27 protein-coding genes are annotated in these 19,535 nt (G+C 64.0%); 18 read left to right on the top strand and 9 right to left on the bottom strand.

Annotated features, from left to right (window positions below):
* Nucleotides 1-36 precede the first annotated feature (36 nt).
* The 4 genes from DM806_RS23230 to DM806_RS23215 form a co-directional block, all read right to left on the bottom strand.
* A complete protein-coding gene (locus tag DM806_RS23230; protein ID WP_179045529.1) occupies nt 37-1,338 on the bottom strand; it encodes an OmpP1/FadL family transporter in 1,302 nt (433 codons plus the stop codon).
* Between the two features lie 422 nt (nt 1,339-1,760).
* Complete coding sequence (pgmG, locus tag DM806_RS23225; RefSeq protein WP_179045528.1) at nt 1,761-3,137, bottom strand: phosphoglucomutase/phosphomannomutase PgmG; 1,377 nt, start codon at nt 3,135-3,137, stop codon at nt 1,761-1,763.
* A complete protein-coding gene (locus DM806_RS23220; protein ID WP_179045527.1) occupies nt 3,134-3,574 on the bottom strand; it encodes a J domain-containing protein in 441 nt (146 codons plus the stop codon). Before DM806_RS23220 ends, pgmG begins: the two co-directional genes overlap by 4 nt.
* Entirely contained in the window at nt 3,574-4,380 is an 807-nt protein-coding gene (locus DM806_RS23215) for a division plane positioning ATPase MipZ (RefSeq protein ID WP_179045526.1), read from the bottom strand. The genes DM806_RS23220 and DM806_RS23215 overlap by 1 nt, the downstream gene beginning before the upstream one ends.
* Before the next feature lie 109 nt (nt 4,381-4,489).
* On the opposite strand from DM806_RS23215, the gene panC reads away from it, so the two are divergent.
* Nucleotides 4,490-5,335 carry a pantoate--beta-alanine ligase gene (gene panC, locus DM806_RS23210; protein WP_179045525.1) on the top strand — a complete coding sequence of 282 codons (846 nt, stop codon included), beginning with the start codon at nt 4,490-4,492 and terminating at the stop codon, nt 5,333-5,335.
* 105 nt (nt 5,336-5,440) lie between these two features.
* Here the strand turns inward: panC and DM806_RS23205 are convergent, their stop codons facing one another.
* Nucleotides 5,441-5,881 carry a CopD family protein gene (locus DM806_RS23205; RefSeq protein WP_179045524.1) on the bottom strand — a complete coding sequence of 147 codons (441 nt, stop codon included), beginning with the start codon at nt 5,879-5,881 and terminating at the stop codon, nt 5,441-5,443.
* A 69-nt stretch (nt 5,882-5,950) separates the two neighbouring features.
* A complete protein-coding gene (gene hemE, locus DM806_RS23200) occupies nt 5,951-6,994 on the bottom strand; it encodes a uroporphyrinogen decarboxylase (RefSeq protein ID WP_179045523.1) in 1,044 nt (347 codons plus the stop codon).
* Between the two features lie 289 nt (nt 6,995-7,283).
* On the opposite strand from hemE, the gene DM806_RS23195 reads away from it, so the two are divergent.
* From DM806_RS23195 to DM806_RS23140, 12 genes are all read left to right on the top strand, one after another.
* Nucleotides 7,284-8,111: a pyruvate, water dikinase regulatory protein gene (locus DM806_RS23195; protein ID WP_179045522.1), complete on the top strand. Its 828-nt coding sequence runs from the start codon at nt 7,284-7,286 to the stop codon at nt 8,109-8,111.
* Nucleotides 8,108-8,725 (top strand): Maf family protein, encoded by a 618-nt coding sequence (locus DM806_RS23190; RefSeq protein ID WP_179045521.1) that lies wholly within the window; start codon nt 8,108-8,110, stop codon nt 8,723-8,725. Before DM806_RS23195 ends, DM806_RS23190 begins: the two co-directional genes overlap by 4 nt.
* A complete protein-coding gene (aroE, locus tag DM806_RS23185; RefSeq protein ID WP_179045520.1) occupies nt 8,722-9,549 on the top strand; it encodes a shikimate dehydrogenase in 828 nt (275 codons plus the stop codon). The genes DM806_RS23190 and aroE overlap by 4 nt, the downstream gene beginning before the upstream one ends.
* A 13-nt stretch (nt 9,550-9,562) precedes the next feature.
* Entirely contained in the window at nt 9,563-10,156 is a 594-nt protein-coding gene (gene coaE, locus DM806_RS23180; protein WP_179045519.1) for a dephospho-CoA kinase, read from the top strand.
* A gap of 32 nt (nt 10,157-10,188) precedes the next feature.
* A complete protein-coding gene (gene dnaQ / locus DM806_RS23175) occupies nt 10,189-10,881 on the top strand; it encodes a DNA polymerase III subunit epsilon (RefSeq protein WP_179045518.1) in 693 nt (230 codons plus the stop codon).
* 84 nt (nt 10,882-10,965) lie between these two features.
* Nucleotides 10,966-11,559 (top strand): ribosome hibernation-promoting factor, HPF/YfiA family, encoded by a 594-nt coding sequence (gene hpf / locus DM806_RS23170; protein ID WP_179045517.1) that lies wholly within the window; start codon nt 10,966-10,968, stop codon nt 11,557-11,559.
* A 122-nt stretch (nt 11,560-11,681) separates the two neighbouring features.
* Nucleotides 11,682-12,149: a PTS sugar transporter subunit IIA gene (locus DM806_RS23165; RefSeq protein ID WP_179045516.1), complete on the top strand. Its 468-nt coding sequence runs from the start codon at nt 11,682-11,684 to the stop codon at nt 12,147-12,149.
* On the top strand, nt 12,109-12,606 hold the full coding sequence (locus DM806_RS23160; RefSeq protein WP_179045515.1) for a PaaI family thioesterase: 498 nt from the start codon (nt 12,109-12,111) through the stop codon (nt 12,604-12,606). The genes DM806_RS23165 and DM806_RS23160 overlap by 41 nt, the downstream gene beginning before the upstream one ends.
* Nucleotides 12,596-12,937, top strand: coding sequence for a DUF1491 family protein (locus DM806_RS23155; protein WP_256869448.1), 342 nt, complete (start codon nt 12,596-12,598; stop codon nt 12,935-12,937). Before DM806_RS23160 ends, DM806_RS23155 begins: the two co-directional genes overlap by 11 nt.
* A 175-nt stretch (nt 12,938-13,112) precedes the next feature.
* Nucleotides 13,113-13,763: a cell wall hydrolase gene (locus DM806_RS23150; protein ID WP_179045514.1), complete on the top strand. Its 651-nt coding sequence runs from the start codon at nt 13,113-13,115 to the stop codon at nt 13,761-13,763.
* Nucleotides 13,764-13,870: 107 nt separating this feature from the next.
* The gene (locus DM806_RS23145; protein ID WP_179045513.1) at nt 13,871-14,365 is read left to right on the top strand and encodes an MmcB family DNA repair protein; all 495 of its coding nucleotides are present in this window, start codon (nt 13,871-13,873) and stop codon (nt 14,363-14,365) included.
* Nucleotides 14,366-14,382: 17 nt separating this feature from the next.
* Complete coding sequence (locus tag DM806_RS23140; RefSeq protein ID WP_179045512.1) at nt 14,383-14,781, top strand: hypothetical protein; 399 nt, start codon at nt 14,383-14,385, stop codon at nt 14,779-14,781.
* 21 nt (nt 14,782-14,802) lie between these two features.
* Here DM806_RS23140 and DM806_RS23135 read toward each other — a convergent pair whose 3' ends face one another.
* Nucleotides 14,803-15,414 carry an ankyrin repeat domain-containing protein gene (locus DM806_RS23135; protein ID WP_179045511.1) on the bottom strand — a complete coding sequence of 204 codons (612 nt, stop codon included), beginning with the start codon at nt 15,412-15,414 and terminating at the stop codon, nt 14,803-14,805.
* Nucleotides 15,415-15,455: 41 nt separating this feature from the next.
* Here DM806_RS23135 and DM806_RS23130 point away from each other — a divergent pair, with 41 nt between their 5' ends.
* Genes DM806_RS23130 through DM806_RS23115 form a run of 4 tightly spaced genes read left to right on the top strand, consistent with a single transcriptional unit; the run spans nt 15,456 to nt 17,511 of the window.
* Nucleotides 15,456-16,124 carry an SCO family protein gene (locus tag DM806_RS23130; protein ID WP_179045510.1) on the top strand — a complete coding sequence of 223 codons (669 nt, stop codon included), beginning with the start codon at nt 15,456-15,458 and terminating at the stop codon, nt 16,122-16,124.
* A complete protein-coding gene (locus DM806_RS23125) occupies nt 16,112-16,549 on the top strand; it encodes a YcgN family cysteine cluster protein (protein WP_179045509.1) in 438 nt (145 codons plus the stop codon). The genes DM806_RS23130 and DM806_RS23125 overlap by 13 nt, the downstream gene beginning before the upstream one ends.
* Nucleotides 16,530-17,246 (top strand): M48 family metallopeptidase, encoded by a 717-nt coding sequence (locus DM806_RS23120; protein ID WP_179045508.1) that lies wholly within the window; start codon nt 16,530-16,532, stop codon nt 17,244-17,246. Before DM806_RS23125 ends, DM806_RS23120 begins: the two co-directional genes overlap by 20 nt.
* A 4-nt stretch (nt 17,247-17,250) precedes the next feature.
* Nucleotides 17,251-17,511 carry a hypothetical protein gene (locus DM806_RS23115; RefSeq protein WP_179045507.1) on the top strand — a complete coding sequence of 87 codons (261 nt, stop codon included), beginning with the start codon at nt 17,251-17,253 and terminating at the stop codon, nt 17,509-17,511.
* 66 nt (nt 17,512-17,577) lie between these two features.
* Here DM806_RS23115 and DM806_RS23110 read toward each other — a convergent pair whose 3' ends face one another.
* Nucleotides 17,578-17,838, bottom strand: a complete 261-nt coding sequence (locus DM806_RS23110; protein WP_179045506.1) for a hypothetical protein — start codon at nt 17,836-17,838, stop codon at nt 17,578-17,580.
* 72 nt (nt 17,839-17,910) lie between these two features.
* The gene (trhO, locus tag DM806_RS23105; RefSeq protein ID WP_179045505.1) at nt 17,911-18,735 is read right to left on the bottom strand and encodes an oxygen-dependent tRNA uridine(34) hydroxylase TrhO; all 825 of its coding nucleotides are present in this window, start codon (nt 18,733-18,735) and stop codon (nt 17,911-17,913) included.
* A gap of 65 nt (nt 18,736-18,800) precedes the next feature.
* On the opposite strand from trhO, the gene pdeM reads away from it, so the two are divergent.
* Nucleotides 18,801-19,460 carry a ligase-associated DNA damage response endonuclease PdeM gene (gene pdeM / locus DM806_RS23100; RefSeq protein ID WP_179045504.1) on the top strand — a complete coding sequence of 220 codons (660 nt, stop codon included), beginning with the start codon at nt 18,801-18,803 and terminating at the stop codon, nt 19,458-19,460.
* Nucleotides 19,461-19,535: the final 75 nt, after the last annotated feature.

Genomic DNA, 19,535 nt, shown 5'->3' with positions numbered 1-19,535 from the left:
ATTCTACGAAGCCCCTATAGTGATTTTTGGTGACGGTTAGAAGCGCAGGGTTACGGATGCGGCGACCTGGTCCGCATTGCCGCTGGTCTGCGCCAGAGTGGTCGCAGTGACGGTCGCGGGCGCAGGATAATAGCCGTCCGGACGGATGATATTCGCCTTCTCGACGAAGGTGTGGGCGTAGCTGACATTGAGCGCCAGCGACTGCGAGACGTTCCAGGTCGCGCCACCGGTCAGCCAGACGCGATCGCCATCGGGCACGCGCGTGGTCAGGTGCTGCGGATTGGTCGGGCTGCGATCGAACATGGTGCCGGCGCGCAGGGTCAGGGCCGGGCCGACATCATATTCGCCGCCGACGCTGACCGAATAGCTGTCCTTGTAATCCAGTTCCTTGTTCGTCGTACCAGTGGCGGAGGTTACGGCGATACCCTTGAACTTCGACCAGTTATACCATTTGCCGGTGATCATCGCGCGCAGTTGCGGCGTCAGCTTGTGCATCATGCTGACGGTGACAATGTCGGGCAGGTTGAGCGGCGCGGTCGCAGCGAATTCGCCATTGCCTGCCGCGATCGGACCAAGCAGGCCCGACACGGTTTGGGTGCCGGCCAGCTTGTGCTTGATGCCGGAGCGATAATGGACGCCGAAATTGGTATCGCCTGTCGTGTAGAACAGGCCGGCATTCCAGCCGACCGACCAGTCGTCGCCCTTCAACTGGGCAAAGCCGTCGGTGGGGGCCAGCGGCGAAAGCTGCGGCAGGGCGTTGGTCAGGTTCGCCTTGACATATTGCACATCGACACCGCCGCCGATCGACAGATTGTCGGTCAGCTTATAAGCGGCGGACGGCTGGATATTATAGGTTTTGAGGTCGGTGTAGATCGAGTCATAGCGACCGAAGAAGCCGTCATCATACTCCAGCTTCAGGCCGAAAGGCGCGTTGACACCCAAGCCGACCCACAGCCGGTCACTGACCTGCGCGCTGGCGTAGAAGCTGGGGATCGGGATCACGCTCTCGAACGGTTGGCCGCCGTCATTGCCGCCGACCGGCACGCGGACGGTGGAACCGGGTACGGAGCGGTAGCTGCCGCGATTGGTCTGATGCGCGGACGCCATCAGCGCGGAGCCACCGATCGAGGTCTGGATGCCCGACAACTGGGTCATCGCCGCCGGGTTGAAATAGATTGTCGAAGGATCATCACCCGCCGCCGCACCGCCGGACAGGGCACGGCCGGTTTCGATCGGCGATTGTTCCTGCAGATAGAAGCCGCCTGCGAAGGCCGGAAGTGGGGAAGCCACGGCCGCGGTGACAAGAAGAAAACGGCCCAGATGGCGGCTAAGATACATGGCAAATCCTCTGCTAGATGCGACTCTTCTCATGCCGGACGGCGGCGGTCGAACGCGCCAGGCCGGCTTATGAGCCACGGGGCTTATCAAAGATGTCGTTAATTTCCAGTGTCGAAGCGCGGAAAATAGCCGTTCTTGCCCGAGGCTTCGATGGTTAGTGCGTCTTGGACGCTACGGCACTCGGTGAAAGCGCCATCGGAAAAAAAGGCAAAAAAAAGCCGCCCGGAGGCGGCTATGAAGTTTTAGGAGAGGATGCCTGAAAGGCCCGTTCCTTTTGCAGTGCAGCGTCGTTCGTCGCAAATGCGAAACATGGGGGCGCAATTGCATTTCCTGCAATCGATCGCAAAAATGGACATTTCCCTAGGGGAAAAGTTGCATCCTGAAATGATTGCGATACCAAAAAAATGCATTTGGAGGGCAGATCAGCCTGTGATCGGCCGGATTACGCCCGAATCAGCAAGCTGTGAATCAATCTGCGCCAGCAGCCGCGCCAGCCCGGATTCGTCTGCCGCTTCGGCCCGCGCGACCAAAGCCGCCTGGGTATTGGATGCACGCAGCAGCCACCAGCCGTCGATTGTGCGCACCCGCACGCCGTCAATCTCGCACAGATCCGCGCCCATCTTTAGCAGACGCGCCCGCACCTCCTCCACCACGGCAAATTTGCGCGCCTCCGCCACCGGAAAGCGCAGTTCGGGGGTGATGATGCTGGTCGGCAAGTCATCGCACAGGGCAGTGACGCCACGTCCCAGCACTCCCGTCAGACGGATCAGACGCACGGCAGCGTAGAGACCATCGTCATAGCCATGATAATCGTCGGCGAAGAAAAGATGACCGGTTGTCTCGCCACCCAGCGGACTGGCAATCTGCTTCATTCTGGACTTGATATGGCTGTGGCCGGTCTTCCACATGTCAGGCTTCCCGCCGCACGCCGCAATGCGGTCGAAGACGGTCTGGCTGGCCTTCACATCCGCGACGATCGACGCGCCGGGGTGGTTTTTCAGAACCTCCTCCGCAAAAAGGCCGAGCAGTTGATCACCTGCGATCGCCCGCCCTTGCCCGTCGATCACGCCGATCCGGTCGCCATCGCCATCGAAAGCCACGCCGAAATCGAGTTGCTTGCGCAGGACAAGCGCCCGTAGGTCGGCCAGATTCCGGTCTTCGGAAGGATCGGGATGATGATGGGGAAAATGGCCGTCCACCTGGGTGAAGAGCAGATGATGCTCACCCGGCAGGAGTTGCGCGAGCTTCTCCACCACCGGACCAGCCGCGCCATTGCCAGCGTCCCAGCCGATGCGGCAGGCCGGGCCGTAGAAGCCCCGCACCAGCCGCGCGACATAGGCTTCCATAATGTCGACCGTCTCGACCCGGCCGGTACCGGAGGTCCAGTCGCCTGCGGCCGCCATCGCGCCCAGGGCCTGAATGTCATCCCCGAAAAAGGGCGCATGCCCCTTCACCAGCTTGAAGCCGTTCTGGTCGCCGGGATTATGGCTGCCGGTTATCTGAATGCCGCCGTCCACATCGCCGGTCATCTCGGCATGATATAGCATGGGCGTCGGTCCCAGTCCGATGCGGACGACATCGATTCCGGTCCCGGTCAGCCCCTCGACCAGCGCCGATTCCAGCGTCGGCGAACTCAACCGCCCGTCATAGCCGACCGCGACGCGCCGACCGCCAGACCGGGCGATGATCGTGCCGAAACTGCGGCCCAGCGCCCAAGCGTCGGCAGGGTGCAATGTCTCGCCTACCGTACCGCGCAAATCATAGTCGCGCAGCAGGGTCGGGTCGAACCGATGCGTCACCGCTGCTTCTGTTTCTGGTCGGCGAGCAGCAGATCGCGCGCGGCGTTGATCTGCGCGGCAAGCGCTTCGGTGCCGCCCTTGTCGGGATGGACCGAGGCGATCAGACGGCGGTGCGCGGTACGGATTGCCCTGGCATCGGCATCGGGCGCCACCCCCAGCAAGGCGCGCGCTTTGACCAGATCATCCGCGCCCGCCGCCACCGGCGGCACGGCGGGACGCCTGCGAGTCCTGGCTCTGGCATTCCCCTGCTTGACGAAGAACAGCGCCGCGCCGATCAGCAGGGGCGCACCGATCACCGGCTTGCCCTTTGCCGCCAGCACCGCCCCGACCAATGCCGCGCCCAGCGCCATGCCATCCTTTGCCGTCATGCGTTGCAGCCTTCCAGTCCAGATCAGCCAGATTGCAAGCCCGGCCAGCAACAGCGCCAATGCGCCCATCAGGCCGCGCCGATCAGGTCCAGCGACGCCACGCCGTCGAGCGTGGGCAGGGCCAGGCCGGACACCATTTCGCGCAATTCCTGCCGCGCGGCGATATGGCTCACCCCCAGTTCGCCCAGATGCCCCTTGTCGAGCAGGGTCAGGCCCGAAGGGAACAACTCGCGGAAGATGACGCGTTCCGACAGGCCCGGAATCACGCGGAATCCTACCCGGCGCGACAGCTCCATCAGCGCATCGCCGACGCGCTTCTTGTTGCGGGCGTCATGGTGCTGGACGCGGTTGCGCAGCACGACCCAGTCGATCGTGACACCATCCACCTTCGCCCGCGTCTTGCGCGCGTCGAAGATGAGTTCGGAATAGAAGGACAGGCGGCGGACCTTGAAGGTTTCCGGGTCGACCTGGCCGATCAGGTCGAAATCGACGAAACTGTCGTTCATCGGCGTGACCAGCGTATTGGCGTGGGGCGCCAGATGCCGGGCATAGATATCGTCGCGGCCGGGCGTGTCGACGACCAGGAAATCCTTGCCTTGCGCCAGCATGATGACCTGATCGTCGAGCGCGTCGATGCTCTCGCCGGTGAACACGGCATAATCGGGCATGGGCAGTTCGATCCCGCGCCGGCGCGCGGTTTCGCCGCGATTTTCCATATAGCGGGTAACGGTCCGCTGACGCGGATCGAGGTCGATCATGCCCACCCGGTGGCCCAGCGTGGAGAGCGCGATGGCGGTGTGGACCGCAGTGGTCGATTTGCCTGTGCCGCCCTTTTCATTGGCGAAGACGATGAGATGCGGCTGCGGATTCGCCATCGGACCCTGATAACCCCGTTGATTGTCGCAATGCGTGTTGACGGTCGCGCCGGCACAGGCCTAGCAGAACGCCCCATATCATCCTGCCCTTATCGGAGCCCTTCCTCCCGTGCAAACGCTGCGTGACCTGTCCGCCCTCCGCTCTGCCGTCGATGCGCTGAAAAGTGATGGAAAGCCGTTGGCTCTGGTGCCGACCATGGGCGCCCTGCATGACGGGCATATGGCGTTGGTGGAGGAAGCGCGGCGGCATGGCCGGCATGTCGCGGTGTCGATCTTCGTCAACCCGAAGCAGTTCGGCCCGAACGAGGATCTGGACGCTTATCCGCGACGCGAGGCGAAGGACGCCCAGATGCTTCAGAGCGCCGGTGTCGACATCCTCTGGGCGCCAACGGTCGAAGTGATGTATCCCGGCGGTTTCGCCACCAATGTCAGCGTAACCGGAATCAGCGACGGCCTCGACGGCGCGGCGCGGCCGGGTCATTTCGATGGCGTCGCCACCGTCGTCACCAAGCTGTTCAACCAGGTGCGGCCCGACGTCGCCATCTTCGGCGAGAAGGATTATCAGCAACTGGCGGTCATCCGCCGCTTCGTTGCGGACCTCGATCTCCCCATCGAGATTGTCGGCCTGCCGACCCAGCGGGCTGAGGACGGCCTCGCCCTCTCCTCGCGCAACGCCTATCTGACCGAGGAAGAGCGCAAGGCCGCGCTCGCCTTGCCCCGCGCGCTGGGCGAGGCGAAGCGGCAGATCGAAAAGGGGGAACCGGTCGAGGGCGCGCTGGCCAAGGCGATCGCCTCGCTCGCGGCGCATGGGTTCGACCCAATCGACTATGTGACGCTGTGCGACGCGGCGACGCTGGAGCCGATGGCGGTGCTGAATCGCCCTGCCCGGCTGCTCGGCGCAGCGAAGCTCGGCACCACCCGCCTCATCGACAATATTGCGGTCGATCCCGCTTAACTTCGCACATTTCCCGCAGATTTCGACATTTTATTGCGCGGGCCTGATCCTATTCGTGGGTCGTCCCCGATCATAGCCGCATTGATCCCTGTAGGACAGCGGCCGTCAGAAGGGCTTCACGATCACGCAGATCACGATGACCGCGGCCGCGATGCCCGGAATCTCGTTCAGCATCCGCAGTTTCTTGTCGCTGAAAGGCCGCTCTCCCGTTGCCAGCTTCTTCGCATAGCCCGCGATCCAGCCATGATAGCCCGACAGACCCAGCACGAAGAGCAGCTTCAGGTGGAACCAGCCGAAATGCCAGGCGCCGATCTCCACCATCAGCATCAGGCCGAACAGCCAGACCAGTAGGAGCGATGGATTGAGGATGATCTTGAGCAAGCGCGTTTCCCGCTCGATCCAGCGCTTATCCTCGGGCGATCCGGGCACGGTTTCCTGATGATAGACGAAGAAGCGCGGCATCATGAACAGCCCCGCCATCAGGAAGATGACGAAAATGACATGGGCGGCCTTCACCCAGAGATAGGCGGCGCCAAGATAGGCCATCAGTCGGTAACTCCTTGAAGCGATTTCAAGTCAGACGGAACGTCTGACGGCTCGGAAATCGCGCTAATATCAGCTTCGCACGTAAGTAATGAGCGCTTCGACATGCGCAATGGGCGTGTCGGGCAGGATGCCATGGCCAAGGTTGAAGATATGCGGACGGTCGGCGAAGGCGGCGCGGATAGTGTCGACCGCCTCCTCCACCGCTCGGCCGCCAGCAATCAGCGCCAGCGGATCGAGATTGCCCTGCACCGGCATGCCCTGCGGCAGCGCCCGGTTGGCCCAGTGCGGATCAATCGTCTCGTCGACGCCGACCGCATCGACGCCAGTCCGCGCCGCATAGTCGGCCAGCTTCGCCCCCGCCCCCTTGGGAAAGCCGATGACGGGTATATCGGGATGGATCGCCTTCAGCCGCTCGACGATCCGCCGGTTCGGCTCGATCACCCAGCGTTCGAACTGGAGCGGAGCGAGGCTCCCGGCCCAGCTGTCGAACAGCTGCACCGCCTCCACGCCGGCCTCGATCTGGCCCGACAGATAGATGACGGTCGCGTCGACGATCGCGTCGATCAGAGCAGAGAATCTATCGGGTTCGTTATAGGCCATGCGACGGGCGGCGCTGTGATCCTTGCTGCCCTGTCCTGCCACCATATAGGTCGAGATGGTCCAGGGACTGCCTGCAAAGCCCAGGAAGGTCACGTCCGGGTCCAGCGCCGCCTTCACCTGCCGGACGGTCTCGTAGACCGCCTCGAAGCGGCTGAAATCGGGTTTCAGCGTCGACAGGTCGGTCTCGGCCAGGATCGGGGCTAGGCGCGGACCTTCGCCAGCCTCAAACCAGAGCTGCTGTCCCATCGCATAAGGGACGATCAATATGTCGGAAAAGAGGATCGCGCCGTCGAAGCCGAAGCGGCGGAGCGGCTGGAGCGTCACCTCCGCCGCGGCGGCGCTGTCATAGACGAGTTCGAGGAAACCGCCCTTGTCCGCACGCAGCGCGCGATATTCGGGTAGGTAACGGCCGGCCTGGCGCATCAGCCACATCGGCGGGACGACAGGACGGTCGCCCTTGAGGACGCCCAAAAGGGGCTTGTCGGCGCGGGCCACCGGGGCGTCGAAGCTCATCAGACTCTCTCTTTAATTTTAGATTCAAAGGATGGTGGAGATAGTTGGTCCGTTGGCAGCGGGGTTTATGCGTTGTGCCCGCTTTTGCCAACAGCTTGACTCCGGTGAGTCACGGAAGCGGTGGCGAGTCAGAGTCGCTATCCACGTTATCCACAGGCTGTGGAGGAAAAATCGGACCTGTTGGGGGTCTGTGGATAAGATTCCGGTCAATGGGGACGGGAAAAGGGGCGATATTTATCCACAGATTCATCCCTTGCTTTATCCACAGCCTCCCCACAGAGATGTGCCCATGGCGCGCATCCACCTTCATCTCCTGTCTGACTCCACCGGCGAGACGCTGGAGAATATCGCGAAGGCGGCGATCGGGCTGTTCGAGAATGTCGAGGCGATCCGCCATTTCTGGCCGATGGTGCGGTCCGAGGTCCATCTCGACCGGATCATGGAGGAAATCGCCGCCAATCCGGGATTGGTGCTCTTCACCCTGACCAATCATATGCTGCGCCGCCGGCTGGAAACGCGCTGCCGCGCACTCGGCCTGCCGCATGTCGCGGCGCTGGACAGCGTGGCCGACGCCCTGTCCAACATATTGGGGCAGGAGACGCGGACCCGGCCGGGGCGCAAACATATCCTCGACGAAGCCTATTTCGCCCGGATCGAGGCGATCCAGTTCACCATCGCCCATGACGATGGCGTGGGGCATGAAAATTGGGAGGAGGCGGACATCGTGCTGGCGGGCGTGTCGCGCGCGTCCAAGACACCGACGTCCATCTATCTCGCCAATCGCGGCTACAAGACCGCCAATATCCCGCTGGTGCCGGAATCCCCGCCGCCGCGCAGCCTCTACAGCCTGAAACATCCGATGGTCGTCGGGCTGACCGTCAGCCCTGAACGGCTGGTGCAGATCCGCCGCAACCGGCTCCTTTCCCTCAACCAGGCGCCTGAAACCAGCTATGTTGATCTGGAAAAGGTGCAGGATGAACTGTCCTTCGCCCGGCGCATGTTCGCCGACAATGGGTGGCCGGTGATCGACATGACGCGACGCTCGATCGAGGAGGCCGCCGCCGCCATCATCAATCTGTTCAATGACCGCGAACTGGCGGTCGGAGGGGAATCATGATCGTCCTTGCCTCGCAAAGTGCGAGCCGTCGCGCATTGCTCAGCGCCGCGCAGGTGCCGTTCGAGGCGCTGTCTCCGGGCGTCGATGAGGAAGCGGCCAAGGAAGCGCTGCGTGCCGACGGCCTCGATGCGCGGGCGCTGGCCGATGCGCTGGCGGAGTTGAAGGCGCTCAAGGTGTCGCGGCGGGTGCCGGGCGGCCTGGTGCTGGGCTGCGACCAGACATTGAGTCTGGCGGGGGGCATCGGCGATGGCGAAGAACGCGGCGAGATGATCGACAAGGCGGTCGACCGTGCCGATGCCGAGCGCATCCTGAAGCTGTTGTCGGGGCGGGTGCACCATCTCCACAGCGCGGCGGTGATCGCGCTCAATGGCGAGGCGATCTGGCGCCATGTCGAGCGGGTGCGGATGACGGTGCGGCCCTTGTCCGACGCCTTCATCCAATCCTATCTCGATGCCGATTGGGAGGAGTTGCGCTGGTGCGTGGGCTGCTACCGGATCGAGGGGCCGGGGGTGCAGATCTTCAGCAAGGTGGAAGGCAGCCAGTTCGCGATTCAGGGCCTGCCGCTGCTGCCTTTGCTTGACTTTCTGCGCGTGCGGGGCGTTCTGGCGGCATGACCGACAAGCTCCCTTATGCCGAAGTGATCGGCGATCCGATCGCGCACAGCAAATCGCCACTGATCCATAATTTCTGGCTCCAGGCGCTGGATATCGAGGCGGAATATAAGAAGACGCATGTGACGCCCGACGGGCTGGCGGCCTATTTCCTCGCACGACGCGCCGATCCCGACTGGCTGGGCTGTAACGTCACCATCCCGCACAAGATCGCGGTGATGGACTATACCGACGATCCGGGCGGCGTGCGGGAGCGGATCGGGGCGATGAATACCATCGCGTCGGAAACCGGTGGCCCGCTGATCGGCACCAATACCGATGCGGGCGGTTTCCTCCAGCCGTTACTGCGCGACAAGTGGAAGGGGCAGAGCGCGGTGCTGGTCGGCGCGGGCGGCGCGGCGCGGGCGATCCTGTTCGCGCTCACCAGCCTTGGCGTGCCCGACATCACCATCATGGCGCGCGATCCGGCCAAGGCGCAGGCGCTGCTCGATCGCGCTGGGGTAAAGGGCCGGGCGATCGGCATGGACGATGCGCTGCCCGCCGTCGACCTGCTGGTCAACTCGACTTCGCTTGGCATGGTGGGTCAGCCGCTGCTGGAACTGGACCTTTCGCCGCTGCCGGAGAGCGCGACCGTCTATGACATCGTCTACACGCCGCTGGAAACGGCGCTACTGAAGGCAGCGCGGGCGCGGGGCCTCAAGACGCTCGACGGGCTTGAAATGCTGATCGGGCAGGCGGCGCTCGCCTTCGACATCTTCTTCGATGCCGAGGCTCCGCGCGATCTGGACGCGGAATTGCGCGCGCTGCTGCTTGCCGTAGACGAATAAGAGCCGCGGACTGATGAAGGTTTACGGCCTCACCGGCTCGATCGGCATGGGCAAGTCGGCGGTCGCGGCGATGTTCCGGCGTGAAGGCGTAGCCCTGTTCGATGCCGATGCGGAGGTGCATCGGCTGCAAGGACCGGGCGGTCGGCTGCTGCCGGCGATCGAGGCACGCTTTCCCGGTACGACCGGACCCAGGGGCGTCGACCGGGCGAAGCTGGGCGCGGCGGTGTTCGGCCATCCGCAGGAGCGAAAGGCGCTTGAGGCCATCGTCCATCCGGCGGTTCGGGATTCGCGTGAAATATTCCTGCGCCGGCATCGGTCGCGCGCTTTCGTGATCCTCGACATTCCGCTGCTGTTCGAGACGCATGGGCAGAAGCGGCTGGACGGAGTCATCGTCGTCAGCGCCCCGGCCTGGAAACAGCGCAAGCGAGTCCTGGTGCGGCCGGGTATGACGGTGGCCAAATTCCGCCAGATCGTCCATCTGCAAACCCCCGATGCTGAAAAGCGGCGTCGGGCCGACCATATCATCTTTACGGGTACGACATTTGCCGCGACCCGCGCACAGGTCAGGCGTCTGGTCGCTTGCCTTGGCGCGAAGACAGGCAGATAAGGGTTGGCCCACAGAGTCGAATGAAGAGGGCGATGCGCGAAGTCATTTTCGATACCGAAACGACGGGCTTCGATCCCGCATCCGGCGACCGACTGGTCGAAATCGGCTGTATCGAACTCATCAACCGCGTGCCGAGTGGTCGGACCTTCCACGCTTATTATCATCCCGAGCGCGATATGCCGGCAGCTGCTTTCGCGGTGCATGGCCTGTCGGCGGACTTTCTGCGCGACAAGCCCCTGTTCGCAAAGGGCGCTGCGGAATTGCTGGAATTTATCGAGGACAGCCCGCTGGTCGCGCACAATGCGCGTTTCGACTTCGGATTCCTCAATCACGAATTGAAGCTGTGCGGCTATCCCGACATATCGATGGACCGCATGATCGACACTGTCGCCATCGCGCGCACCCTGCATCCCGGCGCCAAGCACAGCCTGGACGCGCTCTGCACCCGCTATGGCATCGACCGCAGCCATCGCGTCAAACATGGCGCGCTGCTCGACGCCGAATTGCTCGCGCAACTTTACATCGAGTTGACCGGAGGCCGTCAGATCGGCCTGGGTCTGGCACAGGAGGAAGCGAAAGAGATCGTCAGGGTGGAACTGATGGAAACTCCCTTGGTTCGCCCTGTTCGTCCTGCGCGGGCCTTCCCGGCCAGCGCGCAGGAGCTGGAACGGCATGCAGCGTTTGTCGCGACGCTCAAGGAGCCGCTCTGGCTGCAGGAGGCATAGGCCGACAGGCACGCTGCCGGCCTCATGGTTCCAAGCCAACCGGGCCGTCCTCCCGGCGACCCGGCAAGAATAAGGAGAAGGCATATGGATATTCGTGTTTCCGGGCATCAGGTCGAAACGGGTGAGGCGCTCAAGCGCCACGTTGTCGACCGGCTCGAAGCGATGGCCGAGAAATATTTTTCCCGCACGATTTCCGCTCAGGTGACCTTCCGGCCGGCTCCGCATGGCGCCTTCCATTGCGATATCGTGTGTCATGTCATGACCGGCCTGATCCTGAAGGGTGCGGGCGAGGCACAGGAAGCGCATCCGGCCTTCGAACAGGCATCGGATCGCATCGAAAAGCAGCTTCGCCGCTATATGCGCCGCCTGAAGGATCGCAGCATGCAGGCCGCCGCCGCCGAGGCGCAGCGCGTCAATGGCTATAGCGTCGACGATATCGACGGCGCGGGCTATACCATCTTCGCCACCGTGGCCGAGGAGGAGGAACCGATCGACGCACCGTTGATCGTGGCCGAAACGCGGGTCGACATTCCGGAGGCGAGCGTATCCGATGCGGTGATGATGCTGGATCTGCGCAACACGAATGCGTTGTTGTTCCTCAACGCCGGCACATCGGCCTATAACATGGTCTACCGCCGTCATGACGGCACGATCGGCTGGGTCGAACCGCGCGGCTGATCCTGGCGTGCCCGGCCCCGTCGCCTTGACCTCCGGGTGCAGGCAGCTTATGGGGCCGGGCTTTCATTGTCGGAGGATCGCGCGAGGACCCGACTGCGCGGCTCGGCCATTTCGGATTGACCATGGTTAGTTTCAACGACATCGTTTCGCCCGAAGCGCTCGCGACGGGGCTGGCGGCGAACGGCAAGAAGGCGCTTTTCCAGAAAATCGCTGCTCTGGCGGCATGCGCCTATGAACTGGACGCCGACGAGGTGGGCGATGCCCTGTTCGAACGTGAACGGCTGGGATCGACCGGTTTCGGTGGTGGTGTCGCCATCCCCCATGCGAAGATTGCCGGCCTCGACAAGATGTGCGGCGTGGTCGTGCTGCTTGAACCGGCGGTGCCGTTCGATGCGGTGGACGAGGCGGCGGTCGATGTCGTCTTCGCCCTGCTGTCGCCGCTGGACAGCGGGGCCGAGCATCTCAAGACGCTGGCGCGCGTGTCCCGCTATCTGCGTGACGAAAATAATGTCGCGCGCCTGCGCGGCGCCAGGTCGACCGAGGCGCTGCATGCGCTGCTGGCGGGTGGCGAGGCGCGTGACGCAGCCTGAGGCGCCGGCCGCCACCAGTGGCGAGGCCGCGCATTTTCGAGCGCTTGAAAATCTCTACCGCTCCGCGCCGATCAACCGGCTGTTCCGGTCGGAACTGATGATCGACGAACCGGGCCGGTCGGTCATCGATTTCGATGTCGACGAAAGCCAGTTCCACGCCGCCGGCGCGGTGCATGGCACCGTCTATTTCAAAATGCTGGACGATGCGGCCTTCTACGCCGCCAACAGCCTGGTCAGCGACCGTTTCTTGCTGACCACCGCCTTCAACCTGCTTTTCACCCGGCCGATCGGTCCGGGACGCATCCGGGCCGAGGGCCGCTGGATCAGCGGCAAGCGCCGGGTCTATGTGGCCGAGGCGAGCCTGATCGACGCCAGCGGCGAGGAAGTGGGGCGGGGTACCGGCACCTTCATGCGCTCGCAATTCCCGCTGTCATCGCTCCCCGGATATGTCGGCTGATCCACGGCTGACCAGCGCGATGCTGGTCGGGGCGTTGCGCCGCCGCGTGGCGGCAGTGGGCGGCTTTGTCACCATATTGGCCAAGGGCGATGAGATCAGCGGTATAATCCTGCTACAACTGCTTGAAAAGGGACAGGAAACCGGTCTTTTGGAGCGGGTGCCGAACTTTGCCGGCGGTTATGCGTTGATGCGCTGTGGACCCTCTCCCGAAGAGGGACCCGAGGCGCTGGACCAGTATATCGCGCGGCGGCGCAGGTCGGACCCGGACCTTTGGCTGATAGAACTCGATGTCCCGGAAGGGGAACGCTTCGCCGCTGAAACGATCTGCTGATCGTTGACTCACCGTCATGAGCCGTGCAGAGGCGCCCAACGCCAACGCGCAGGTTGCCGAAATCGCCCATTGGGGGGCGGGTGCGGTAAACACGCAGACGGGAGGCGGCCGGTCGTCGCGAAGAATATGGGTTAATGCGACGCCCAGGCCAAGAACCGCACGTTTTTGAACCGGAATGAGTTTTCGTCTTAAAGCTGCCATCTTCGCAGCCTTTGCCCTCTCCGCTGCCGCAGCGGTTTCGGCCTCTGACATGTCGGTCGCGAGCGAGACGCTCGTCACCTCTTCCTCGCTTCCTATCGAAGCCATGAACGGACAGAAGTCCGTCACGTTCGCCGCGCCGCGCGAAGTCGCGCAGCCGCTGGCTACCGCCCCCAAGGGCGCAAACGGTTTTTCGACCGACCCCGATTTCCAGGCGAACAGCCTCGCTGCTCTGGTCGACGCCCAAGGCGCGCCCGAGGAGCTTGACGGCGACATGAAGTGCCTGGCCGGTGCGGTCTATTTCGAATCCAAGGGCGAAAGCCTGGAAGGCCAACTGGCCGTCGCGCGCGTGATCATCAATCGCGCCAAATCCGGTCGCTTCGCTGACAGCCTGTGCGGTGTCGTATACCAGCCGAGCCAGTTCAGCTTCGTGCGCGGCCATGGCATGCCGCCGATTCGCACCGGCAGCGACAGCTGGCGCGAAGCCGTCGCCATCGCCCAGATCGCGATGGAAGACAGCTGGGACAGCCGCGCCGAGGGCGCGCTCTTCTTCCACGCCCGCCGCGTCTCGCCCGATTGGGGCAAGACCAAGCTGGCGTCGATCGACAACCATATCTTCTATCGCTGATATCGCCCCGCGCCGTTGGCGGCGTGGCAGCACCGATTGGCTGAAGGCCGGTTCGGACATCCGAATCGGCCTTTTCTTTTGTTCCTATAATGTTCTAATATCGGCCCATGGATACCGCTTCCCCCGACACCTGTTCCTCGCTGACCGATGGCACCGCGCTGGCGGTGGCGCGGGGGACGCTGCGCCTTTTCTTCCGCCACGATATGAGCGGCATATTGGAAGTCCCGCTGCCCAATGGCCGCCGCGCGGACATCATGGCGATCGACAGCGCCGGGCGGCTGACCATCGTCGAGATCAAGTGCAGCCGCGCCGACCTGCTGGGCGACATGAAGTGGCCCGATTATTTCGACTATTGCGACCGTTTCTTCTGGGCGGTGCCGGCCGGGTTCGATCTCAGTCCGTTTGAAAGCGAGGCGCTGTGGCCGACCCGCACCGGGCTGATCGTCGCCGACCAATATGATGCCGAACTGGTGCGCCCCGCGCCGGTGGAGCCGCTGGCGGCCGCCCGGCGCAAGGCGGAGACGCTGCGCTTCGCCCGGCGCGCCGCACGACGGTTGACGGCGCTCAGCGACCCGGACCATGCTGCCGAATTAGGTTGGTAGGTCAGACAGGGAGACGCATGCGGTCCCATCTGGAGTTTCGATCGGGAGCGTTGCGCGATCCGCCGGGCACAGCGCCGGCGGGCGAGATGCTGGCGTGGCAACTGGCGATCGCGCTGCCGGTCCATGGCTATCGCATCCGCAAGATCGTAGCCGAGGATTGGGGATGGTGCGTGGTGCTGGCGAATCCCGGCTTTTCACTCTGGATCGGATGCGGTCCCTATCCCGACCATCCGAACGGCCATCTCTGCTTCATCGCGCCATCGAAGCCGCGGGTGTGGAGCTGGCTCGGCCGCGTCGACACGACAGGGGTGGTGGAGCGGCTCGCGGCTGCGCTCGAATCCTGCATACTGAAAAGCGGCGTCGCGCATCATCTGCGCTGGTGGAGCGAGGAGGAAGTGCGGGCCGGGCGCGGATGAAGGCACCCGACCGCCGGGAATTCAGAACACCGGACCCTGCACCGGTCCGGCCGGCTTGGCGACGCTCTTGGCCGCGTCCAGCGCTTCGGTGAGGCCGGGTGTGCGGCTGTCGCGCTGGGCATAGTCGCGGGCGGACATGCCGGCGATGCTGTCGCGCTTGTCGGGATTGGCGCCCTGCGCCACCAGCAGGCGGACGATGCCGACATCGCGCAACTGGACCGCGCGGATCAGCGGGGTCTCGCCGCTGCCATTGGCCTTGTCGACCTGCGCCTTGTAGGCCAGCAGCGTACGTACGCCTTCCTCGAACCGGCCCTGCACCGCATCCATCAGCGGCGTGTTGCCGTCATTGTCGGTCAGGTTGGGATTGGCGTCCTTGGCCAGCAGGAAGGTCAGCCAGGTCGCGTCGCGGCGCGCGACGATGATGTGCAGCGCATTTTCGCCGGTGGTGACGTCGCGACTGTTGATGACGGTGGAGCCTGGCTTCTGGATCAGGTCGGTGACTTTCTGGCCGTCCTTGTCCTTCACCGCCTTCAGGAAATTATAATTGTCCGAAAACTGCGCCTGCGCCGGGCCGGGCGCCAGCAGCGCCAGCGCGATCGACCCAAGGATAGCGGAAACATAGCTCTTCTTCATCATCGCGCCCCGTTGCATTGCAAATCGCGTCCTAGCAAGGCATGGCTGGCCATGCCATGAACAAAGACGTCGCACTTGCCGCTTTGCCGCTGCTCGCCCTGCTCGCTGCCTGCAATATGGGCGCGGGGGGCAATGGATCAAGCGCCGACAGCGCGCAGGGGGAACTGGTCGGCGCCCGGATCGGCGCGCCCTTCACCCTCACCAACCAGGACGGCAAACCGACCCGCTGGGACGATTTCAAAGGCCAGTATCGCCTGGTCTATTTCGGCTATACCTATTGCCCGGACGTGTGCCCGGTCGACCTGCAACGGATCATGCAGGCCTTCGCGAAGTTCGAGAAGGCAAAGCCGGCGCTGGCGGCCAAGGTGCAGCCGATGCTGATCAGCGTCGATCCCGATCGCGACACGCCCGCCATACTCAAGACCTATGTCGCCGCCTTCCACCCGCGCCTGATCGGCCTCACCGGCACGAAGGAGCAGATTGCGAAGGTCGCCAAGGATTTCGTGGTAATCTACAATCCCGAAAAGGCCGGGCCCGAAAAATCGGGCGGAACGACCGACTATCTGGTAAGCCACAGCCGCACGCCCTATCTGTTCGATGGCGACGGCAAGCCGGTGGCGCTGGTCCCGGTGGATGATCCGGGCACGCCGGACGTGGACGAAGGTTCGCCCGACATGGTGCTCGCCTTCCTTGAAAAATGGATCAAGTGACGAACTTCTGGGAAAAGCCCCTCGACAAGCTCGACCGCGCCGAATGGGAGGCGCTGTGCGACGGCTGCGGCAAATGCTGCCTGCACAAGGCCGAGGATGAAGATACGGGGCATATCTACCCCACCAATGTCGCCTGCCGCCTGCTCGACCGGCAGAGCGGGCAATGCAGCAATTACAAGGACCGGCGCAAATTCGTGCCCGACTGCGTGCGGCTGACCCCGACCAAGGTGAAGCAGATCAGCTGGCTGCCGCGTACCTGCGCCTATCGGCTGCGGGGCGAGGGACTGCCGCTGCCGGAATGGCATTATCTGGTCTGCGGCGATCGGGAAGCGGTGCATCGCGCCGGGGAGTCGGTGCGCGGCTGGACCGTGGCGGAGGCGGACGCGGGCGACTGGGAAAATCATCTTGTCGACCGCGAACTTTGAGTCCGAGGCTACGATCCTGGTCGACGGCGTCGCCGTGCCGGTGCGCGTGCTGCGGTCGGCGCGGGCGCGCAGCTATCGGCTGACGATCGACGGCGCGCGGGGCGGACTGCGCCTGTCGCTGCCGGCGCGGGCGAACCTCAAGAAAGCGCTCGGCTGGGCGCAGGACCATGAAGGCTGGGTTCGCGCCCAGATGGCCAGGCAGCCGGCGATCACGCCGCTGGCGCATGGCGCGGTCTTCCCGCTGGAGGGGCGCGAGGTGACGATCCACTGGGTCGAAGGCGCGACGCGGACCATTCGTCTGGAAGGCGACCGGTTGCTGCTGGGCGGCGCGGCGGAATCGGTCGGTGCGCGCGTGCGGCGCTGGCTCGTGACGCGGGCGAAGGCGGTGCTGGAGACCGAAAGCCAGGAACTGGCGCGCGACCATGGCCTGATCGTCGCGTCGGTCGGCGTGGGCGATCCGCGCAGCCGCTGGGGCAGTTGCGCCTCTTCGGGGGCGATCCGCTACAGCTGGCGGCTGATCCTCTGCCCGCCCGAGGTCCGGCGCGCGACCGTGGCGCATGAACTGGCGCATCTGCTGCACATGGACCACAGCCCGGCCTTCCATGCCGCGCACCGGCGCATTCATGGCGCCGATCCCCGACCGGCGCGCGAATGGCTGCGTGTCCATGGCGCGGGCCTGCATCGCTATCGGGGATAGCCGGGTGGCACGCAGGAAACGCTATCTGACCGCGACCATGCCCGACGGCTATGTGAAGACGATCGGGCCGACGGCGGACGCTTTCACCCATTATTGGCGGATCGTCGCCGTGCTGGAAAGCGGCAAGACGGAAGTCTTCTGGGGCCATTGCCGCTCCCTCGCCGAAGCGAAGAAGCTGAAAGGTCCGGCCGCGGATGGCGCAAAGATGCGCGGCTGGAAAAGCTATGTGTTCGAGATAGCCGAACTGGTCGAGACGACGGCTTGAGCCAGAGCGCTCCTCGAATGGCCAGCGGCGCGCCATCGCCACTGACCGCGAGGGATAAGCGGAACTCTATGACGGATCGGTCGGTGAATCGCGCAAGATGGCCGTAATCTGTTCGTCCGCCTTGGTCGCTTCAGCGATGAGCAGGCGCAATGCCTTGGCGGTATCTTCCAGCAGCCCGTCCCCAAGAGGCCGCTCACCATTGATGAAACGGCGGATGGCCCGCTCGTCTATGCCAAGGCGCCGCGAGAAAGCCGTGGTCCCACCAAATAGTTGAACGCAATAAGCAAAATGCTCACGGCGCTCATCAGTTGAAATTGGCGCGGTCATCATTTTCCCCTTTTTTGTTCGCTGTCAGTGGTCACGGGCTATCTCGTATGTGCGGCGAATTATCTGCACCCCTCAGCCCCGATGCGGCCAGGCGCCCAGTTCGTCGCCGGGGCAATCATGCTCCGCTTCGCGCGGGTGGGGCAGGCCGCAGCCGCGGCAGGTGGTGTAGTCGCCAGGCTTCAGACCATGGCCCACCGTCACCCGCTCGTCGAAGACATAGCAGTCGCCCTGCCAGCGGCTGTCGGCTTGCGGCATTTCCTCCAGATAGCGCAGGATGCCGCCCTTGAGGTGATAGACATCGTCGAAACCGCGCGCCTTCACCAGCGCGGTCGATTTCTCGCAGCGTATGCCGCCGGTGCAGAACATGGCGATCTTCGGCGTGCGGCCCTGCGCCTTCAGGTCGGCGGCGAAATCGTCGAACCAGCTGGGAAATTCGCGGAAGGATCGGGTCGCCGGGTCGATCGCATTTTCGAACGTGCCGCAGGCGACCTCATAGGCGTTGCGGGTGTCGATGATGACCGTGTCAGGATCTGCGATCAGCGCGTTCCAGTCGGCCGGGTCGAGATGGGTGCCCGCCCGGTTGGCGGGGTCGAGGTCGCCCGCGCCCAGCGTCACGATTTCCGCTTTCACCTTGATCTTCATCCGGGCGAAGGGGGCTTCATGGGCCTGCGCATATTTGACGTCCGTATCGGCGCAGCCGGGCAGGGCGCGGACATGGGCGATCAGGGCGGCGATGGCGTCGGCCTCGCCCGCGACCGTCCCGTTAATCCCTTCACCCGCCACGATCAGCGTGCCGCAGGTGCCAAGGTCGGCGCACAGCGCCTTCAGGTCGGCAGCGACAGCCTGCGGATCGGCAAAATGGGTGAAATGGTAGAGGGCAGCGACGGTGTAGGACATGGCGGACCCTATAGTCGCTTGGCCGGCCTCTTGAAAGCCGGGCCGGACAGGCGCATAGGCAGGCCATGGTTCCCCTTTCGTTCGCAGGTCATGATTTTCTGGCGCTGCCCGAGGCCGCGCTCTTTTGGCCGGACCGGGGCGCTTTGCTGGTGGCCGACCTGCATTTCGAAAAGGCGAGCTGGTACGCCCGCTTCGGCCAGTTCCTGCCCCCGCATGACAGCCAGGCGACGCTGGACGTGATCGAGGCGCTGGTGGCACGCACCGGTGCGCGCGCAGTATTTTCGCTGGGCGACAGCTTCCATGACAGCGACGGCGCCGCTCGGCTCGACGCAAAAGCGCGGAATCGTTTGATTTCCCTTACGGAAAGGCTGGACTGGACCTGGATAACCGGTAATCATGATGCCGGTGTCACGATCATGCCGGGGGGGAGGCGCGTGACGGAGGCGGAGGTCGAGGGGATCTGGTTGCGGCATGAGGCCGAGCCGGGCGATCCCAGACCTGAAATTTCCGGTCATTTCCACCCCAAGCTGCGCCTGTCCTTGCGTGGACGGCATGTGTCGCGACGCTGTTTCGTGGGATCGGCGACCAAGCTGATTCTGCCTGCGCTCGGCGCGCTGACAGGGGGACTGGATGCGGGTAATGGGGAGATTCGCCGTGTGGTGGGGCCGGATGCGGCCGCCCTCGTGCCGGTCGCGGACCGGCTGCTGCGCTTTCCCTTATCGTAATCCGACGCTACGGAAACCGGAAATTAACCTGTTGCTGTTAGGCAACAGATGATGATTTTCTGGCCGCTTCACCAA

Source organism: Sphingobium lactosutens, from assembly GCF_013393185.1.
GTDB lineage: Bacteria > Pseudomonadota > Alphaproteobacteria > Sphingomonadales > Sphingomonadaceae > Sphingobium > Sphingobium lactosutens_A.
Note: the sequence above shows the minus strand (reverse complement) of the source record. Positions and strands in the feature narration are given on the sequence as shown.

Bases quoted from the DNA above. Each gene is read 5' to 3' on its own strand.
- DM806_RS23230 (WP_179045529.1), bottom strand. From the start codon at position 1,338: ATGTATCTTAGCCGCCATCTGGGCCGTTTTCTTCTTGTCACCGCGGCC.
- DM806_RS23220 (WP_179045527.1), bottom strand. From the start codon at position 3,574: ATGGGCGCATTGGCGCTGTTGCTGGCCGGGCTTGCAATCTGGCTGATC.
- DM806_RS23215 (WP_179045526.1), bottom strand. From the start codon at position 4,380: ATGGCGAATCCGCAGCCGCATCTCATCGTCTTCGCCAATGAAAAGGGC.
- DM806_RS23205 (WP_179045524.1), bottom strand. From the start codon at position 5,881: ATGGCCTATCTTGGCGCCGCCTATCTCTGGGTGAAGGCCGCCCATGTC.
- hemE (WP_179045523.1), bottom strand. From the start codon at position 6,994: ATGAGCTTCGACGCCCCGGTGGCCCGCGCCGACAAGCCCCTTTTGGGC.
- DM806_RS23195 (WP_179045522.1), top strand. From the start codon at position 7,284: ATGGCGCGCATCCACCTTCATCTCCTGTCTGACTCCACCGGCGAGACG.
- DM806_RS23190 (WP_179045521.1), top strand. From the start codon at position 8,108: ATGATCGTCCTTGCCTCGCAAAGTGCGAGCCGTCGCGCATTGCTCAGC.
- aroE (WP_179045520.1), top strand. From the start codon at position 8,722: ATGACCGACAAGCTCCCTTATGCCGAAGTGATCGGCGATCCGATCGCG.
- coaE (WP_179045519.1), top strand. From the start codon at position 9,563: ATGAAGGTTTACGGCCTCACCGGCTCGATCGGCATGGGCAAGTCGGCG.
- dnaQ (WP_179045518.1), top strand. From the start codon at position 10,189: ATGCGCGAAGTCATTTTCGATACCGAAACGACGGGCTTCGATCCCGCA.
- hpf (WP_179045517.1), top strand. From the start codon at position 10,966: ATGGATATTCGTGTTTCCGGGCATCAGGTCGAAACGGGTGAGGCGCTC.
- DM806_RS23165 (WP_179045516.1), top strand. From the start codon at position 11,682: ATGGTTAGTTTCAACGACATCGTTTCGCCCGAAGCGCTCGCGACGGGG.
- DM806_RS23160 (WP_179045515.1), top strand. From the start codon at position 12,109: ATGCGCTGCTGGCGGGTGGCGAGGCGCGTGACGCAGCCTGAGGCGCCG.
- DM806_RS23155 (WP_256869448.1), top strand. From the start codon at position 12,596: ATGTCGGCTGATCCACGGCTGACCAGCGCGATGCTGGTCGGGGCGTTG.
- DM806_RS23150 (WP_179045514.1), top strand. From the start codon at position 13,113: ATGAGTTTTCGTCTTAAAGCTGCCATCTTCGCAGCCTTTGCCCTCTCC.
- DM806_RS23145 (WP_179045513.1), top strand. From the start codon at position 13,871: ATGGATACCGCTTCCCCCGACACCTGTTCCTCGCTGACCGATGGCACC.
- DM806_RS23140 (WP_179045512.1), top strand. From the start codon at position 14,383: ATGCGGTCCCATCTGGAGTTTCGATCGGGAGCGTTGCGCGATCCGCCG.
- DM806_RS23135 (WP_179045511.1), bottom strand. From the start codon at position 15,414: ATGAAGAAGAGCTATGTTTCCGCTATCCTTGGGTCGATCGCGCTGGCG.
- DM806_RS23130 (WP_179045510.1), top strand. From the start codon at position 15,456: ATGGCTGGCCATGCCATGAACAAAGACGTCGCACTTGCCGCTTTGCCG.
- DM806_RS23125 (WP_179045509.1), top strand. From the start codon at position 16,112: ATGGATCAAGTGACGAACTTCTGGGAAAAGCCCCTCGACAAGCTCGAC.
- DM806_RS23110 (WP_179045506.1), bottom strand. From the start codon at position 17,838: ATGACCGCGCCAATTTCAACTGATGAGCGCCGTGAGCATTTTGCTTAT.
- trhO (WP_179045505.1), bottom strand. From the start codon at position 18,735: ATGTCCTACACCGTCGCTGCCCTCTACCATTTCACCCATTTTGCCGAT.
- pdeM (WP_179045504.1), top strand. From the start codon at position 18,801: ATGGTTCCCCTTTCGTTCGCAGGTCATGATTTTCTGGCGCTGCCCGAG.